Genomic DNA, 17,151 nt, shown 5'->3' on the forward strand with positions numbered 1-17,151 from the left:
TTTTTAAGAATAGTAAAAAAAATAGGATTATTAATATAATTAAAATGTTACTTTGCAGCCATAAGTGTAAGCCCAAATCTCAGCCCCCGAAATATGAGAATTTTAGAAGAATTATCCAGGTTTAGAATGTCCCGTTATTTCAAACTTTTGTTTGTATGCTGGGACGTGATTTTACTCAATACTGCCATTATTCTTTCTGCTTTAGCCAGATTTGGAAGCTTAGACGAACTTTTCATCAAAGAAGAAAAAACCGTTTCGCTTGTTGCTAATTTAATCTGGATTGGACTGCTTCTTAATAAAGATTCACATCAGATGATTCGTATTGAGCGCATCGAATCTATTTTAAAACGAACCATCCAGAAACTGATTATACACGCGTCTTTAATAGCCATTTTTGTTGTTTTCTTAAAATTCTCTGATATTTCGAGACTTAGGTTATTATTGTTTTACGTTTTCTTTTTTGGAATTTTATTGATTTCTAGATACGTATCTATGAAGCTTTTAAAAAGAATACGGGCAAAAGGATACAACTTTAGGAATTTTATTATTGTTGGCGCTAATGAAACGGGCGAAAAAATGCGTAAGATTCTGGCAAAAGACTTAACTTACGGTTATAAATTTTTAGGTTTTTTTGATGAAAAACCGGATGCTGATTTTCCTGAAAAAGTTTTAGGTAATTTTGATGCTGTACAGGATTTTATCGTCGAAGAAAATGTTGACGAAATGTATGTTGCACTGCATATTGATAATATCGAAATCATAAACAGACTTGTAAAAATCTGTGAGCAGAATATGGTTCGTATTAAGTTTATTCCGGATTTTCAGCTGTATACAAAATCAAGCAAGGTAGAAATTACTTTCTACGAAAATACTCCCGTATTAATGCTGCGCAGAGAACCTTTAGAATCCCCAGCTAACAGGCTGATTAAAAAAGCTTTTGATGTCTGTTTTTCAGCACTCGTAATCCTGTTGATATTTCCGTGGCTGTTTCCTATAGTAATGCTTATTATTAAAATAGAATCGCCGGGACCTGTTTTTTTTAAGCAGAAACGTTCCGGACGTGATAACCGTGAGTTTGTATGTCTGAAATTTAGAAGTATGTACGTAAACGATCTGGCACATAACAAACAGGCCGGAAAGGGAGATAGCCGTATAACGAAATTTGGGGCTTTTATTCGTAAAACGAGTATTGACGAACTTCCTCAGTTTTTTAATGTCTTTTGGGGCGATATGTCGGTTGTTGGACCACGTCCGCACATGATAAACCTTGCAAAAGAATACAGTGAGCTGATAAATAATTATTTAGTTCGTCAGTTTGCCAAACCCGGAATTACAGGCTGGGCGCAGGTAAATGGGTATCGCGGCGAAACCAAAGAACTTATCGATATGGAAAACAGGGTAGAATACGATATTTGGTATATCGAAAACTGGAGTTTACTGCTTGACATAAAAATTATAGTAAGAACCATAATTAATATCCTTAAAGGAGAAGAAAACGCTTATTAGTTTTTAAAATTTAAAAAACTGATTATTAGCAATGACTTCTTTTAAATTTGAAGTTTCGCTTATTTTAATCCTTTGGTTTAAAGCTTCGATATGTTTGCTGTGATGTACATCAGTTCCTGTAAAATCGTACATTCCTTTTTTAAGTAAAAGTGCAGCTGTTTTAGTGATTTCACTTCCGTAATAACCCATAACAGCCAATAAATTTAACTGAAAAAGACAGCCTGCTTTTTTTAAATTTTCGTATTCCTTGAAGTTTTTATGAAAATATAAATACCTTTCCGGATGCGCCAGAACCGGTTTATAACCAGCCAGCTGAATATCAAAAATCATTTTATAAAGATTTAGCGGTGCGCTTAAATAAGAAATCTCAACCAATATATAATTGTCCTTTAAAGTCAGCAGTTTTTGCTCTTTCAGATGATTTTCAAACCAGTCATCCATAAAATATTCGGCTGCAGCGTTAAAAGGCAGCTTGATATTTTCTTCCTCAAGTAAAAGTTTTGTTTCCTTTTGTTTTTCCTGAATATCGGTTTCAGAATTATCCCATACATAATGATTAATATGCGGTGTGGTAATATATTGCGAAATACCAAGTTCCTGAAACGCTGCGGCCAGTTTTATGGTTTTTTTTATCGTCTTTGCTCCATCGTCAATACCCGGAAGTAAATGCGAATGAATATCTATATAGCTTCCTGCTAAAAGATCTTTTAAAAAAGGTTTTGAGGTAAAAAATGATAACATGGCCGCAAAAGTAAAGAATTGATCTTGTTTTGTCTGCACTTTAAAAAGATAAATGTAAAATAATAATTAACCCATGTAATACGGTTTTGCAATTGTGCTATATTTGATAAAAAGCAGTTTTTATGAAAATTAAAGAGAATTTGTATAATCAAAGGATTATTTCGATTGATGCGCTGCGCGGCATCACTATTTTTGTAATGATATTTGTAAATGAACTGGCAAGTATTCAAAACGTGCCTCAATGGATGAAGCACATGCCTGCCGATGCCGATGCGATGACTTTTGTTGATCTCGTTTTTCCTGCTTTTTTATTTATTGTCGGCATGTCGGTTCCGTTTGCTTTTAATGCCCGGCTGATCAAAGGCGACAGCCCTAAAATAATCTGGACGCATACTTTAAAACGTGCATTGGCCTTAATCATTATTGGGGTTTATATGGTAAATGCCGAATATGGTTACGATGCTTCAAAAATGATTATTGCACCCGCTTTCTGGGGATTTTTGGCATACGCAATGCCAATTCCTGTCTGGAATAAATATCCAAAAGATTTTCCGCTTTGGCTAAAATACATACTGCAATACGGCGGTATGCTGGTTTTAACTGCACTTTACTTTTTATATGTTCAGGAAGATACGGGAAAGACAGGAATTACGTCAAAATGGTGGGGAATCCTAGGTTTAATAGGATGGGCGTATCTTATTTCGGTAGTTTATTACTGGCTGGTTTCGGGAAGATTATGGGCTATGATTGCCTTCTTGGTGGTTTGTGTTGCCGCTAATTCAGTTAACTTAACCAATGGCATAGTATTACCCGAATGGATTGCTTTTATTGCCGGACATTTAACTCATGCCTCATTAGTTACAGCTGGCGTAATAATATCGTTGTTGTTTTTTGACAGAAAAATCGAAACCCGAATCAACTGGTCTGTCATTATTTTTATTATTTTATTTTTCACTGCAGGTTTTGCTCTGCGTCCGTTTTACGGAATCTCGAAAATACAAGGAACTCCATCATGGACGATGCTTTCTGCCGGAATTTGCGCTATCCTGTTTTATTTTCTGTTTTGGCTGATGGAAATCAAAAAACAAACAAAATGGAGCGAATTTTTTATGCCTGCCGCTGCAAATCCATTATTGATTTATATCCTGCCCGGCGTTATCTATTATTTTAATAAAACTCTAAAAATCGAAATTATTCCGGAATATTTTCGCGAAGGCATTCCCGGAATCATCTGGTCGCTGGTTTTTTCAGTTATTATGCTGTATGTAATGAAAATCTTTAACCGATTTAAAATTCAGCTGCATTTGTAGTTTTTTTAGTTTCAGGTTTGAGGTTTGAGGTTTGAGGTTTCAGGTTTGAGGTTTCAAGTTTGAGGTTTCAGGTTTGAAGTTTCAGTTTTTTGCGTTTCGGTTTAACTTGAAACATGAAACCTGAAACAAAATGAAACCCCTGTCAAAACTATTCTGAATAAAATTTTAAATTTGTAAGATGTTGTTTTTGAAAAACTTATCTTATGAGAAATGCGAAAATTATTTTTGGGTTGTTTTTCTTTTTTCAGATGCATTTCGGCTATTGCCAGAACGATTCTGTTTCAGATAATAAAAAAGATATTTTAGATGTACTGCTGAAACTCTTTCATAAAAACGATTCAATCCGTCAGAGTCAGAATAAAAAAGTAGTTTTCTCACTGCTTCCGGTTCCTATCGATGCGAATAAAAGTGCCGGTTTGGTGGTTTCATTTCTAACGACTTTTTATCTTGGAGACAGCAACACCACCAAAATGTCACAGGTTTCTTTTTCGCCTTATTTCAGCTTTACAAAACAATATGTTTTTCCTGTTCAGTCCTACATCTATACAAAAGACAATCACTGGAATTTTACAGGAGATTATCGGTTTATGATTTATCCGCAGGATACGTATGGTCTCGGCGGACATAATACAGATGAAAAAATGTCGACCCTCGATTATCAGCAATGGCGGTTTTACCAGTTTGCAACCCGAAAAATTGTTGGAAATTACCGTGCAGGACTTGGATTGTTGTTCGACAATTACCAGAATATTTCTGAAGATTCGTATATCTCTGAACCAACAGATTATTACAAATATATGAATGGGGATTTTTCTAACGAAAGTTCCTTTGGAGTTGCTGTTCAGGGACTTTATGATTCCCGCGAAAACAACGTAAATCCGGAACAGGGAATGTATATAGAAGCCGATTACCGAATAAACACAAGCGGTGTTGAAGGGAAAAAATGGAATTCTGTTTACATCGATGCCCGCAGATATCATTCTTTCCATAAATACAAACACAGAGTTTTGGCCTACAGGGCTTTTTATTGGTCGACTTTTGGCGGAAAACCGCATTATTTAGATCTGCCGAGTATTGGCTGGGATCGAGAAGGGAAAACAGGCCGTGGATTTACCCGAAACAGATTTCGAAGTAATGCCCTAATTTATTTTGAAAGCGAATATCGTACGGATATTTCCAAAAACGGATTTTGGGGCGCAGTGTTTTTTACCAATATTTCTTCGGTGTCAAAATTTGATACGTACGATTTTAAAAAATGGAATCCGGCTGTGGGTACAGGCTTGCGCATAAAATGGAATAAAAAAAACAACAGCAATTTGATTCTCGATTACGGAATTAGTAAAAACGACTGGTCTTTGCGGTTAGGTTTGGCCGAAAATTTCTAACTTTCCCCAAAATCCATTTGCTAAAAAATTCATGCAGTTATCGGTTATTATCCTAAATTATAATGTGCGTTACTTTCTGGAACAATGCGTTTTAAGTGTTCAGGAAGCCATTTTGGACCTTGATGCCGAAATAATAGTAATTGATAATAATTCCTCTGATGACAGCTGTCTGATGATGAAAACCCGGTTTCCGGAAATAAAACTCATCGAAAACAAAGAAAATTTTGGTTTCCCAAAAGGGAATAATATAGGAGTTGAACAAGCTCACGGAAGGTATGTCTGCATTTTAAATCCGGATACAGTGGTCGCCGAAGATACTTTTAAAAAGATTTTGGGTTTCGCCGAAGAAAAACAAAACTTAGGAATTATCGGCTGTAAATTAATTGACGGAACCGGAAGTTTTCTGCCCGAAAGCAAACGCGGCATTCCAACGCCCTGGGTTGCCTTTACAAAGATTTTTGGGTTGTATAAAATCTTCCCGGATTCAAAACTATTCAACCAGTATTATGCACAGCATTTAAAAGAAAACCAAACCGGAAAAGTAGAGATTCTGGTAGGCGCTTTTATGTTCATGGAGAGAGAATTGTATTTGGATTTAAATGGTTTTGATGAAGATTGTTTTATGTATGCAGATGATATTGACTTGTCGTACAGGGCACTTTTGAAGAAAAAAGACAATTACTATTTTCACGAAACCACCGTGCTGCATTACAAAGGCGAAAGTACTGTTAAAGATGAATTGTATATGAAACGTTTTCAGGATGCCATGAATTTTTTCTATCAGAAACATTTTAAGAAATCCTTCTTTTTTAGTCTTTTTATCCGGCTCGGAACGTGGTTTTTTTCTTTTGTGAAAATGTTTCAGGGGAAACCAAGACTAAAACCGGTGCCAGAAACGTTTATTTTTTATTCGGAAAATGAAATTTTGGTCGAAAAAATGGCTTCCAATTTTAAAAATAAAGTCAGCTTTTTAGATTTAAAAAAAGAAAAATTGGTAAATTCGTTCCCGATTTTAAAGGGCAGAAGGACAGAGATCATTTTGGATAATCAGTATGTTTCATTTAAAAAATGTATCAATATCATAGAAACTCTTAAAGATAAGAACATTACTTTTAAGATTTTCCCTAAAAGAACAAGTTTTGTTATCGGAAGCGATTCAAGAAATGACAGGGGGCAAATCGTGAAAATTGACTAAAAAATTATATTAAGTATAATTTATGTTTAAAAATTTCAGTAATTTCGCAATCGTAAAATCAAAATCACCCTTTAGAATAACAATATGGCAAGATTTGAATTAAAGCTTCCTAAAATGGGAGAGAGCGTCGCTGAAGCAACCATTACCAACTGGTTGAAAGAAGTGGGAGACAAAATTGAAGCTGATGAAGCAGTACTTGAAATTGCAACTGATAAAGTTGACAGTGAAGTACCCAGCGAAGTATCAGGAATTTTAGTTGAACAATTATTTGGCAAAGATGATTTAGTTCAGGTAGGGCAGACTATTGCAATTATCGAAACCGAAGGCGGTGATGAGCCTGTAAGGACAGCTGCAGCAGCAACTGCTGTTCCTGCCGAAGCTGCAGAAATCGAAAAATCAATCGAAACAGTAAAAGAAGATATTGCGGCACCGCAGGATTTTTCGGGTTCTGAAAAATTCTTTTCTCCTTTAGTAAAAAATATTGCAAAAGAAGAAGGTGTTTCTGTTGCTGAACTTGAAAATATTCAGGGTTCAGGAAAAGACAGCCGCGTAACCAAAGATGATATTTTAAAATATATAGAAGACCGCAAAGCCGGACTTGTTGAAGCTCCAAAAGCAGTTGTTGAAACTCCAAAAGCGGCTGAAGAAGCTCCAAAAGCTGCAGAAACTCCAAAGGCATCAACTGAAACTCCAAAAGCTGCTGAACCGGTGGTTCAAAAAAGCCAGCAGGCAGTTCCGGTTTCTGTAAACGGAGGCGATGAAATTGTCGAAATGGACAGAATGCGTAAACTGATTTCAGGGTACATGACTGCTTCTGTACAAACTTCTGCTCACGTACAGTCGTTTATTGAAGTAGATGTAACCAACATCGTAAAATGGAGAGATAAAGTAAAAACAGCTTTTGAAAAGAGAGAAGGAGAAAAACTGACTTTCACACCAATTATGATGGAAGCAGTTGCAAAAGCTTTAAAAGATTTCCCTGGAATGAATATTTCTGTTGACGGTGATTATATCATCAAAAAGAAAAACATCAATTTAGGAATGGCAGCAGCATTACCAAACGGAAATTTAATTGTGCCTGTAATTAAAAATGCAGATCAGTTAAACCTTGTTGGAATGGCAAAAGCGGTTAATGATTTAGGAAACCGTGCAAAAGCAGGAAAACTAAAACCGGACGATACACAAGGCGGCACATATACAGTTACGAATGTTGGAACTTTTGGCAGTGTTTTCGGAACGCCTATTATCAATCAGCCTCAGGTTGGAATTTTAGCTCTGGGCGCTATTCGTAAAGTGCCTGCGGTTATCGAAACTCCGGAAGGTGATTTTATTGGAATCCGTCAGAAAATGTTCTTGTCTCACTCTTATGATCACAGAGTAGTTGATGGGGCTTTAGGAGGAAGTTTTGTTAAAAGAGTAGCAGAATATTTAGAAGCTTTTGATATAGATAGGGATTTCTAAGAGATTCGTAAAATAAATTTTAAAACCCGAAAAAATGAAATATTTTTTTCGGGTTTTTTTATTCGTTTTTAAAAGTCAAAATCCAAAAAATAGCCTTATTTTGGTCAAAAAAATAGAATTAAGGGCGGAAAACTCGCCTTTAAAAATTACATTTGTAATCTTATAAAAATTAAAAATGGAATTAAAACTTAACAAACCAATCTGCTTTTTTGATCTTGAAACAACAGGAATTGATATCGGTAAAGACCGAATCGTAGAAATTTCGATATTTAAAGTTTTTCCTAACGGAAATAAAGAAAGCAAGACCTGGCTTGTTAATCCTACTATTCCAATTCCGCCCCAAACTACGGCTGTACACGGTATTACAGATGAAAAAGTGGCTAATGAGCCTACTTTTGCAGAACTGGCGCCGCATATTCATAATATGATAAAAGACAGTGATTTGGGAGGCTTTAATTCCGATCGTTTTGATATTCCGCTTTTGGCAGAAGAACTGCTTCGTGCCGGAGTTGACTTTGATATGAAAAATAAAGTTTCTGTAGATGTACAAACTATTTTTCATAAAATGGAAGAGCGTACACTTAGTGCAGCTTTAAAATTCTACTGCGGAAAAACTCTTGACAATGCCCATTCAGCAGAAGCAGATACAATGGCAACATACGAAATCCTGAAAGCGCAATTGGATCGTTATCCTGAACTGGAAAATGATATGAAATCTTTGTCTGAATTTACAACCCGTAAAAAAATAGCCGATTTTGCCGGAATGATCGCGTTTGATAAAGACGATGAAGAAATCTTTACTTTCGGAAAACATAAAGGAGCAAAAGTCGAAAAAGTCCTTGAAACAGAACCGGGGTATTTCAGCTGGATTCAAAACGCCGATTTTCCTTTGTATACCAAAAAAGTTTTGACAGGAATTAAATTGAGAAAGTTAAATACGAAATAAGATTCTAAGCTGCTAAGATTCTAAGGTTCTGAGTTTTTTTTAAACATGAATTCTTAGAGTCTTGGAACCTTAGAATCTCAGTACCTTAAAATGAATGAAAATAATCTGTATAGGTAGAAATTATACCAATCATATCGAAGAGTTAAAAAACGAGCGTCCGGATGAACCGGTGGTTTTTATGAAACCGGATTCGGCGGTATTGCTGAAACAGCATCCGTTTGTAATTCCGGAATTTTCTGAAGAAGTTCATCACGAACTAGAAATAATTGTAAAAATCAACAAAGTAGGAAAGTATATCGAACCTAAGTTTGCGCATAAATATTATGATGAAATTAGTGTAGGTATTGATTTTACAGCCAGAGATTTACAGGATAAATTAAAAGCAAAAGGGCTGCCTTGGGAAAAAGCCAAAGCTTTTGACGGCTCTGCGGTAATTGGAGATTTTTTACCAAAAACTGATTTTGTTTCATTAGAAAACCTTACGTTTGAACTCAGGAAAAATTCAGAGACGGCACAAATAGGGAATACCAGTTTTATGCTTTGGAAAATCGATGAATTGATTTCGTACGTTTCTCAGTTTTTTACGTTAAAAATTGGAGATATTATTTTTACGGGAACGCCGGCAGGTGTTGCACCGGTTAAGCCAAATGATGTTTTAGAAGGCTTTTTAGAAGATAAAAAATTATTCAGAATACAAGTAAAATAATGGCCTTAAAGTACAACCTTTCGAAAGTATATGCGCTTTCAGACAATGACCCTGAATTTGTAAACGAAATTCTAAAATTATTTGTTACCGAAGTTCCGGAAGATTTAAAACAAATCAAAGAAGGAATTAAAAAGAAAGATCATAAATATGCCTACTCTTATGCGCATAAAATCAAACCTACATTAGACTTAATGGGGTTAAATGTTGCTTTCGAAGAAATCCTGCAGGTTGAGGCATGGACAAAAGCAGAAGGAAAGAAAAAAGATATTATCGAGACTTTTAAAAGCATCAAAATTCAGGTAAAAGATGCTATAAAAGAAATCAAAAAAGACTTTGATTTGTAAAATTTAAAAATAATCCGGTTCTAATAATTACAGAACCGGATTAACAATTCCTGGCTGTCAGGAATACTTTTGAATCTTATTATTTTGTGAACAAGATGTTCTGTACTTTTATAAAAGAATGCTGTTCAGATTCCCCCAGACAAAATGGGTTCAAAAGAAATACTTCTATTAATGACTCAAATTAAATGAGTATAAAAAATAATTCACATGAAAGCAGTTATTGTTACTATTGGAGATGAAATTCTAATTGGTCAGATTGTAGATACAAATTCTAATTTTATAGCCAAAGAGCTGGACAGAATCGGAGTTGAGGTTTTTGAAATGATTTCAATAAGCGATGACAAACAGCATATTTTAAATACTTTTGAGCAATTGCAAAACAAAGTTGATATTGTAATTGTAACAGGAGGTCTGGGGCCTACAAAAGATGATGTTACCAAAAAGACTTTTTGTGACTATTTTAATGATGAACTAGTAGTAAATCCCGAAGTTTTGGCGCATGTCACACAGTTAATAGAAGGATTTTATAAAAGACCTATTTCGCAGTTAAATAAAGATCAGGCACTTGTCCCGTCAACCTGTACCGTGCTTCCAAATAAAATGGGGACAGCACCGGGTATGTGGATGAAAAAGGAAAATACAGTATTTGTTTCGCTTCCGGGCGTTCCGTACGAAATGAAATATCTGGTAGAAAATGAAATTATCCCGAAGCTTGTCCGCGAATACAAGCGCCCTTATATCATTCATAAAACCATTCTTACGTACGGTCAGGGAGAAAGTTTAGTTGCAGAACGTATCGAACATTGGGAAAATAATCTGCCGGAATTTATAAAACTGGCTTATCTGCCAAATCCTGGGCGAGTGCGTCTTCGTTTAACGGCTCGAGGTATTAATAAAGAAGAACTTGAAGAAGCGATAGAAAGTAATGTTCGTTCTCTTGATGCGATAATTCATGATATTATAGTAGGGTATGAAGAAAATGAAACTATAGAATCTGTTGTTGGTAAACTGCTTTTAAAACAAAACCAAACTGTCGCAACAGCAGAAAGCTGTACAGGAGGAAAAATAGCTTCTCTTTTGTCTTCAATTCCGGGATCATCGGCTTATTTTAAAGGAAGTGTGGTTTCGTATGCGACAGAAGTAAAGGTAAATGTTCTGGGTGTTTCGCAGGAATTAATAGATCAGTTTTCGGTGGTAAGTGCTGAGGTTGCATCGGCTATGGCTTTGAATGTTAAAGATTTGCTGAAAACCGACTATGCACTGGCAACGACGGGCAATGCAGGGCCTTCAAAAGGCGATTCAGATGCAGAAATCGGTACTGTTTTTATAGCTTTAGCAACGCCGGACGGCGTGATTACAGAAGAATTTAACTTTGGACAACCGCGTGAAAAAGTGATAGATAGGGCAACAGTTAAGAGTTTGGAAATACTCCAAAAAGAAATTTTAAAAATTGTTCGATAAATTTTGGTACAATGGTTTATTTTTCTTTTCTTTGCACCCTGATTTTGAATAACGATAAAAGATAAGTATAATGTCAAGAGTTTGTGACCTTACAGGTAAAAGAGCGATGGTAGGAAATAACGTTTCTCACGCTATGAACAAAACTAAGAGAAAGTTTTCTGTAAACTTAGTTAAAAAGCGTTTTTATCTTCCAGAAGAAGATAGATGGATTACTCTTAGAGTAGCAGCATCTACGATAAAAACAATTAATAAAAATGGAATCACTGCTGTTTTGAAAAAAGCACAGTCAGAAGGATTTATCAAATAATCTTTTCCTAAATAAATATATAGCAAGATGGCAAAGAAAGGTAATAGAATCCAGGTAATTTTAGAATGTACTGAGCACAAAACTTCTGGTGTTCCGGGAACTTCTAGATATATTACAACTAAGAACAAAAAAAATACTCCGGATAGATTAGAGATTAAAAAATTTAATCCAATCTTGAAACGTGTAACTGTTCATAAAGAAATTAAATAATAATTAGAGATTTTAATAAAATCTCAAATGATTTCATTTGATGATTTTGTTGGATTTCAAATAACATTTGAATCATGGCAAAGAAAACCGTAGCATCGTTACAAACATCTTCTAAGAGATTATCAAAAGCCATTAAAATGGTAAAATCTCCAAAAACAGGTGCGTATATATTCGTTGAATCTATTATGGCTCCTGAATTAGTTGATGAATTCTTGAAAAAGAAATAATTACATTTACAATATATAGAAAAGCTACTTTCACTCGGAAGTAGCTTTTTTATTTTTTATATTTGTTTAAAATTTTATAGAAACACAACAATTTGTGCTTTTTTAAACATTTTTTCCCGCCATACACTGTATCTTTATCTGTCTAAAGAAGCCAGATAAAGGATGTCGTTTCTGTCGGGGTTAAAGTTAAGCAGGAGGCTTTCTATAAACAGCAGGATTATTCTATACTTACAAGATAATCAAAGAACTAACAATAAATAAAAAATGAGTTTTTTTAAAAAATTATTCTCTACCGAAAAAAAAGAGACCTTAGATAAAGGTCTTGAAAAAACAAAAACAAGCTTTTTCTCTAAATTGGGTAAAGCAGTTGCAGGAAAATCTAAAGTTGATGACGATGTTTTGGATGATCTTGAAGAAGTTTTGGTGGCATCAGATGTGGGTGTAAACACTACATTGAAAATTATCCAAAGAATTGAAAAACGTGTGGCGGAAGATAAATACCTGGGAACTGACGAACTGAACCAAATTCTTCGTGATGAAATAGGGGCTTTATTATCTGAAACGAATACCGGTGAAGCAACCGAATTTGAAATTCCAAAAGATAAAAAACCATACGTTTTGATGGTGGTAGGGGTTAATGGAGTTGGAAAAACTACTACAATTGGTAAGCTTGCCTATCAGTTTAAAAAAGCCGGGCATAAAGTGGTTTTAGGAGCTGCAGATACTTTTCGTGCTGCTGCAATCGATCAGTTACAAGTTTGGGCAGATCGTGTAAATGTACCTATTGTCAGACAGCAGATGGGAAGCGATCCAGCTTCTGTAGCATTTGATACATTACAGTCGGCAGTTGCTCAGGATGCAGATGTTGTGATTATCGATACTGCAGGGCGTCTTCATAATAAAATTAATCTGATGAACGAATTAACGAAAGTAAAACGTGTAATGCAGAAGGTAGTTGCCGATGCTCCTCATGATGTGCTTTTGGTTTTGGATGGTTCAACAGGGCAGAATGCTTTTGAACAGGCAAAACAATTCACAGCTGCTACAGAAGTAACTTCGTTAGCTGTTACTAAGTTGGACGGAACCGCAAAAGGAGGCGTTGTAATTGGTATTTCGGACCAGTTTCAGATTCCGGTAAAATATATTGGTGTAGGCGAAGGAATTGAAGATTTACAGGTTTTTAATAAATACGAATTCGTAGATAGTTTCTTTAAATAAAATATAATGAGTTTTTCTTCTTTAAAAAACATAACGCCTGTAACCTTTTATTTTGTAAGCGTTATATGTTTTGTTTTGGCAAATTTGCTAAAAGATAATAGTCTTTCTTTTTACTATGTTTTATTAGTGCTGGGTTTGGTTTTCTTTTTTATGGGATTACTTAAACGCGTGCGTTCTAATAAATGATTCAGCTGAAAAACTTTATTTGATAAGATTTCATTTTGTTCTTTTTATTTTTGCTTTGTTCTCTGTACAGGGCGCAGAACAGATTGTACAGAAGTCCGAAACAAATTCAGAAGGTATTGTTATGCAGTTTTTAGGGTATAAAATCAAAACCTGTTTAATGCGGGATACAGAAGGCGGTAATCCCCGCCCGATGAGGAAAAAGATTTTTGCGTCTCCTGTAAAGATTTTCTAAAAAAAATAAAGACTGGTGTTTGATCTGATTTTCTTAATGGAGATTCCATTTAGATCCGTCTGAAAATATGACGTAATAGGCACGTGCTTTAATGATAACATTGGCATCAGTTGAGAAGTCTTCCAGGAAAAAAGTTTTCGTACTTCCGACTCTTATTTTTTGAGCTATGTTTCCTGTTGATTTTCCTTTTTCGTAAAAGAATTTTCCGTTTGCTGGTTCATTAAAAGAGTTTTCACAGTACCATTCTAATTTTAATGCCTGAATGTCTTTTTTAGATGCGTTTTTAAAGACTATTTTAATGTCTTTGTGATTTGAGTATGGATTTTTAAACAGCTGGCTTGAAATGATTTTGATCGGAGAGTTTTTTGCTTTTTCGTTATTTAAAAAATTTTCCTTTATAGATTGCGGGCTGTTTTCTTTTACTAATTCTACGGGCTTAACTTCGTTGTAAGCCAGCTTGTTATGTGTCTCGGTTTTTTTTAATCCTGTGTTTTTATTACAACTCATTATTGAAAATGCTATAATGAATGTAAAGAGGTGAATTTTGCACATTGGATTTAGAATTTGCATTGTAAAGAATGATGTTTTTAAACTATTTTTTTTCGAGCGCAAAATTCTACTTAAATTAGATATAACAAAACCTTTAGAAGTCTTAAAGCTGATAGAATGAGACAAGATTTATTAAGGTTTTTGGAATTGGGAAATATAAATAATCATTAAAGTATTTCTTTTGAAAATTATAAGCTTACCTTTGCAGTTCGTCGTAAATTTCTTTTGAAAGCAGGAGTTTTTAGCCCTGATGGGAGCGGCATCCTTTTATGGCGGGGTTCGCCATAAAAGATATAGTCGGACAGCAGGAAAGAGCTTCTTATTAAATAATTATAGTATGAAAAACACTTTTATGGTTTTGGTTTTATCGATTCTGTTTGTAAGCTGTAAACAGGAAATAAAACCTGCAGATATTGCAAAATTAAACGGTTATTGGGAAATTGAAAAAGTGGTTTTTGATAAGGGGGAAGAGAAGGCGTACGGAATGAATGAAAACTTTGATTATTTTCAAATTAAAGGAAATAAAGGTACGCGCACGAAAGTGATGGCGCAGCTTAACGGAACTTTTTTAACGACTGATACTTTTGAAGATGTATCGGTTCGGTTTTCGGATAAAGGAACTTTTTTGGATTATAAAACCGATTATGCCAAATGGAGTGAAGAGCTGATTTCGATTTCGGATGGTAAATTTGTCGTGAAGAATGATCAGAATAAAGAATATCACTATAAAAAAGCAGGACCGGTAAATTTGATGAAAGATGGCGAAGAGACTAAATAACGAAAGTACAATAAGTGCTGTTTTACAGCAGATTATTCAGGTAAATAAATTACAGCCCGGAATGGACCAGATTGACGTGCGAGACGCATGGAAACAATTAATGGGAAGCGGTGTAAACACTTATACAAGAAACGTGGTTTTAAAAGGAAGTACGCTGTATGTTGAACTGGGTTCAGCTGTTTTGCGTGAAGAATTAAGTCACGGAAGATCGAAAATCGTAAAAATGATCAACGAAGAGCTTGGGCGCGAGGTAGTGAAGGATGTTGTTCTTCGATAGTATTTAGTGGTCAGTTTCAGTGATTAGTTGATAATTTGGCTGGAAAAAAAAATATCCCGATTCAGAATTTTGAATCGGGATATTTTTTTTTATCTGAATCAGTGAGCTTTAATACTGAACACTGATGACTATATTAGAATTGCTCTCTTCCAGCAAAGTGGAATGCACTTTCGATCGCAGCGTTTTCGTCGCTGTCAGAACCGTGAACTGCATTTTCTCCAATAGAAGTAGCGTACGCTTTACGAATAGTTCCTTCAGCAGCTTCAGCAGGGTTTGTAGCTCCAATTAAAGTTCTGAAATCTTCTACTGCGTTGTCTTTTTCTAAAATTGCAGCAACAATTGGTCCGCGTGACATGAATTCAACTAATTCACCGTAGAAAGGTCTTTCTGCGTGAACTGCGTAAAATGCTTTAGCATCAGCTACAGTTAATTGAGTTAATTTTAATGAAACGATTTTGAAACCACCATTAGTAATCATTGCTAAGATATTCCCGATGTGTCCGTTTGCAACAGCATCTGGTTTAATCATTGTAAAAGTTCTATTTGTTGCCATTTTATATTTTATTAAATTTTACGCAAAAGTAGACTTTTTTTATGAATTGAATTTAATAAATTCATAATTAAAACAGTGTAGAATGGTGTTTTGGACAAGAAAAAGGCTTTTTTTAAGCAGGTTTGCAATTCTCTGTTTATATGATATAAAAACTACACCTTAAAAATCAATTTGTTTTTGTAGAAAATCCATAAAATAAAAGTCCAGATGCCTACATAAACCAACGCTCCTGCCAGTGATGCTGCCATTGGACTGCTGAAAAAAGGTGCGATCCAGAAGCGGTATAAAAAGTCTAATAAATTGGTCTGTTCTTCAGGATTTTTAGGACTCGGAAATTGTATCATTACCAATGCCTGGGGAATAATCTGCGATGCAAAAAATACAATCATAGGATTTACTCCCCAGATTAAAAATGGTTTGAACCCTTTTTTGTAATCGGCGATATCGATTATGTAATATAATATCGTTAAAAAAACAGTCGCTAATCCAGTCGTGTATAAAACGTAACTGCTTGTCCAGAGTGATTTGTTTATTGGGAAAACCAAATCCCACATTAACCCTAAAAAGATGAGTACCGTTCCTGCAATTCCCATTTTTTGTGCTTTCAGAATTTTGGTTGTATCGCGCTGTAAAATCTGACCAATCAATAAACCTATTATTCCGTTTACGATTGACGGGATAGTACTTAAAATTCCCTCCGGGTCCCAGGTTACGGTGCCGCTGTACATATGTCCTTTTAGTAAAATACTGTCGGCCCAGGCTGCAAGATTGGTTCCTTTGTCAAGATTAGCCTCTCCAATTCCAGGAACAGGAATCAAAGTCATCATGGCCCAATAACCCAATAACAAAACTGCTCCGGTTATAATTTGGGTTTTCTGTGATGTTTTTAAGTACAAAAGAGAAACTACAAAATAAACAATGGCAATTCGCTGTAAAACTCCCGGAAGTCTTACATCATGATAGGCTTCGATTCCGCTGTAAGCGAGAAACAGATAAATAAACAGAATTGAAAAAGCCAGAATGTTTTTGATTTTTGGGCTGAAACTTCCCATTAGAGCATATCCAACGGCAATAGTTATAGCGATACGGCCAATTAAAAGCGGTATTCCTTCAAGTCCAAACAGCTGGATTTTTCCAAAGAAGTTAAAGAAAATACCCAGGCAGAACATTCGAAGTGACCGAATCAGGATTTTGCTGAAAGTGGTATCGTCATAAAATTTATCAGGCATTGCCAGCGGAACTGCCACTCCCATAATAAAAACGAAAAAAGGAAAAACTAAATCGGTTGGCGTGCAGCCGTGCCAGTCGGCGTGGAGTAATGGAGGGTATACATTACCCCAGTCTCCGGGATTGTTGACGATTGTCATTAATAAAATTGTGAGTCCGCGAAAGACATCTAGCGAAATTAAGCGTTCTTTTACCATTGGTTTGGGGTAAATAGGTTAGTTAATAATTTTAATAATCGCTATTTGGTTTATGTGAGCAATAATTTAGAGAAAAGAGGTGGTTATTTGTTTCTCGTTAAGTATTGCTTTATTTTTTCAGCCGCGAATTCACGA

Annotated in this window: 19 protein-coding genes; 15 read left to right on the plus strand and 4 right to left on the minus strand. The window is 35.2% G+C overall.

What is annotated here, in order from left to right; genetic code table 11:
- Positions 1-93 precede the first annotated feature (93 nt).
- Positions 94-1,506: an undecaprenyl-phosphate glucose phosphotransferase gene (locus OZP11_RS19965; RefSeq protein ID WP_281232254.1), complete on the plus strand. Its 1,413-nt coding sequence runs from the start codon at positions 94-96 to the stop codon at positions 1,504-1,506.
- Between the two features lie 3 nt (positions 1,507-1,509).
- Here the strand turns inward: OZP11_RS19965 and OZP11_RS19970 are convergent, their stop codons facing one another.
- Positions 1,510-2,286, minus strand: a complete 777-nt coding sequence (locus OZP11_RS19970) for a tyrosine-protein phosphatase (protein WP_349293768.1) — start codon at positions 2,284-2,286, stop codon at positions 1,510-1,512.
- Positions 2,287-2,369: 83 nt separating this feature from the next.
- Here OZP11_RS19970 and OZP11_RS19975 point away from each other — a divergent pair, with 83 nt between their 5' ends.
- From OZP11_RS19975 to ftsY, 12 genes are all read left to right on the plus strand, one after another.
- Positions 2,370-3,557, plus strand: coding sequence for a DUF5009 domain-containing protein (locus OZP11_RS19975; RefSeq protein ID WP_281232255.1), 1,188 nt, complete (start codon positions 2,370-2,372; stop codon positions 3,555-3,557).
- A 203-nt stretch (positions 3,558-3,760) separates the two neighbouring features.
- Positions 3,761-4,942, plus strand: a complete 1,182-nt coding sequence (locus tag OZP11_RS19980) for a BamA/TamA family outer membrane protein (RefSeq protein WP_281232256.1) — start codon at positions 3,761-3,763, stop codon at positions 4,940-4,942.
- 31 nt (positions 4,943-4,973) lie between these two features.
- The gene (locus tag OZP11_RS19985; RefSeq protein ID WP_281232257.1) at positions 4,974-6,137 is read left to right on the plus strand and encodes a glycosyltransferase family 2 protein; all 1,164 of its coding nucleotides are present in this window, start codon (positions 4,974-4,976) and stop codon (positions 6,135-6,137) included.
- 84 nt (positions 6,138-6,221) lie between these two features.
- The gene (locus tag OZP11_RS19990; protein ID WP_281232258.1) at positions 6,222-7,598 is read left to right on the plus strand and encodes a dihydrolipoamide acetyltransferase family protein; all 1,377 of its coding nucleotides are present in this window, start codon (positions 6,222-6,224) and stop codon (positions 7,596-7,598) included.
- A gap of 175 nt (positions 7,599-7,773) precedes the next feature.
- A complete protein-coding gene (locus tag OZP11_RS19995) occupies positions 7,774-8,544 on the plus strand; it encodes a 3'-5' exonuclease (RefSeq protein WP_281232259.1) in 771 nt (256 codons plus the stop codon).
- A 94-nt stretch (positions 8,545-8,638) separates the two neighbouring features.
- Positions 8,639-9,250 (plus strand): fumarylacetoacetate hydrolase family protein, encoded by a 612-nt coding sequence (locus tag OZP11_RS20000; RefSeq protein ID WP_281232260.1) that lies wholly within the window; start codon positions 8,639-8,641, stop codon positions 9,248-9,250.
- Entirely contained in the window at positions 9,250-9,594 is a 345-nt protein-coding gene (locus tag OZP11_RS20005) for an Hpt domain-containing protein (RefSeq protein WP_281232261.1), read from the plus strand. Before OZP11_RS20000 ends, OZP11_RS20005 begins: the two co-directional genes overlap by 1 nt.
- Before the next feature lie 207 nt (positions 9,595-9,801).
- Positions 9,802-11,055 (plus strand): competence/damage-inducible protein A, encoded by a 1,254-nt coding sequence (locus OZP11_RS20010; protein ID WP_281232262.1) that lies wholly within the window; start codon positions 9,802-9,804, stop codon positions 11,053-11,055.
- Positions 11,056-11,125: 70 nt separating this feature from the next.
- Entirely contained in the window at positions 11,126-11,362 is a 237-nt protein-coding gene (rpmB, locus tag OZP11_RS20015) for a 50S ribosomal protein L28 (RefSeq protein ID WP_008468080.1), read from the plus strand.
- A 27-nt stretch (positions 11,363-11,389) separates the two neighbouring features.
- Positions 11,390-11,572 (plus strand): 50S ribosomal protein L33, encoded by a 183-nt coding sequence (rpmG, locus tag OZP11_RS20020; protein WP_008253902.1) that lies wholly within the window; start codon positions 11,390-11,392, stop codon positions 11,570-11,572.
- 74 nt (positions 11,573-11,646) lie between these two features.
- On the plus strand, positions 11,647-11,799 hold the full coding sequence (locus tag OZP11_RS20025; RefSeq protein ID WP_012026946.1) for a DUF4295 domain-containing protein: 153 nt from the start codon (positions 11,647-11,649) through the stop codon (positions 11,797-11,799).
- Positions 11,800-12,063: 264 nt separating this feature from the next.
- Complete coding sequence (gene ftsY, locus OZP11_RS20030; RefSeq protein WP_281232263.1) at positions 12,064-13,017, plus strand: signal recognition particle-docking protein FtsY; 954 nt, start codon at positions 12,064-12,066, stop codon at positions 13,015-13,017.
- 451 nt (positions 13,018-13,468) lie between these two features.
- Here ftsY and OZP11_RS20035 read toward each other — a convergent pair whose 3' ends face one another.
- The gene (locus tag OZP11_RS20035) at positions 13,469-13,942 is read right to left on the minus strand and encodes a hypothetical protein (RefSeq protein ID WP_281232264.1); all 474 of its coding nucleotides are present in this window, start codon (positions 13,940-13,942) and stop codon (positions 13,469-13,471) included.
- Between the two features lie 379 nt (positions 13,943-14,321).
- Between OZP11_RS20035 and OZP11_RS20040 the strand changes: the two genes are divergently transcribed.
- Entirely contained in the window at positions 14,322-14,762 is a 441-nt protein-coding gene (locus OZP11_RS20040) for a hypothetical protein (RefSeq protein WP_281232265.1), read from the plus strand.
- Positions 14,743-15,039, plus strand: coding sequence for a DciA family protein (locus OZP11_RS20045; RefSeq protein WP_281232266.1), 297 nt, complete (start codon positions 14,743-14,745; stop codon positions 15,037-15,039). The genes OZP11_RS20040 and OZP11_RS20045 overlap by 20 nt, the downstream gene beginning before the upstream one ends.
- Positions 15,040-15,172: 133 nt before the next feature.
- On the opposite strand, the gene OZP11_RS20050 is transcribed toward OZP11_RS20045, so the two are convergent.
- Together OZP11_RS20050 and OZP11_RS20055 are read right to left on the minus strand one after the other, a co-directional pair.
- Complete coding sequence (locus OZP11_RS20050) at positions 15,173-15,592, minus strand: nucleoside-diphosphate kinase (protein ID WP_012026941.1); 420 nt, start codon at positions 15,590-15,592, stop codon at positions 15,173-15,175.
- Positions 15,593-15,744: 152 nt separating this feature from the next.
- Complete coding sequence (locus tag OZP11_RS20055) at positions 15,745-17,016, minus strand: acyltransferase family protein (protein ID WP_281232267.1); 1,272 nt, start codon at positions 17,014-17,016, stop codon at positions 15,745-15,747.
- Positions 17,017-17,151 lie beyond the last annotated feature (135 nt).

The organism is Flavobacterium gelatinilyticum (genome assembly GCF_027111295.1).
In the GTDB taxonomy this organism is placed as follows: Bacteria; Bacteroidota; Bacteroidia; order Flavobacteriales; family Flavobacteriaceae; genus Flavobacterium; species Flavobacterium gelatinilyticum.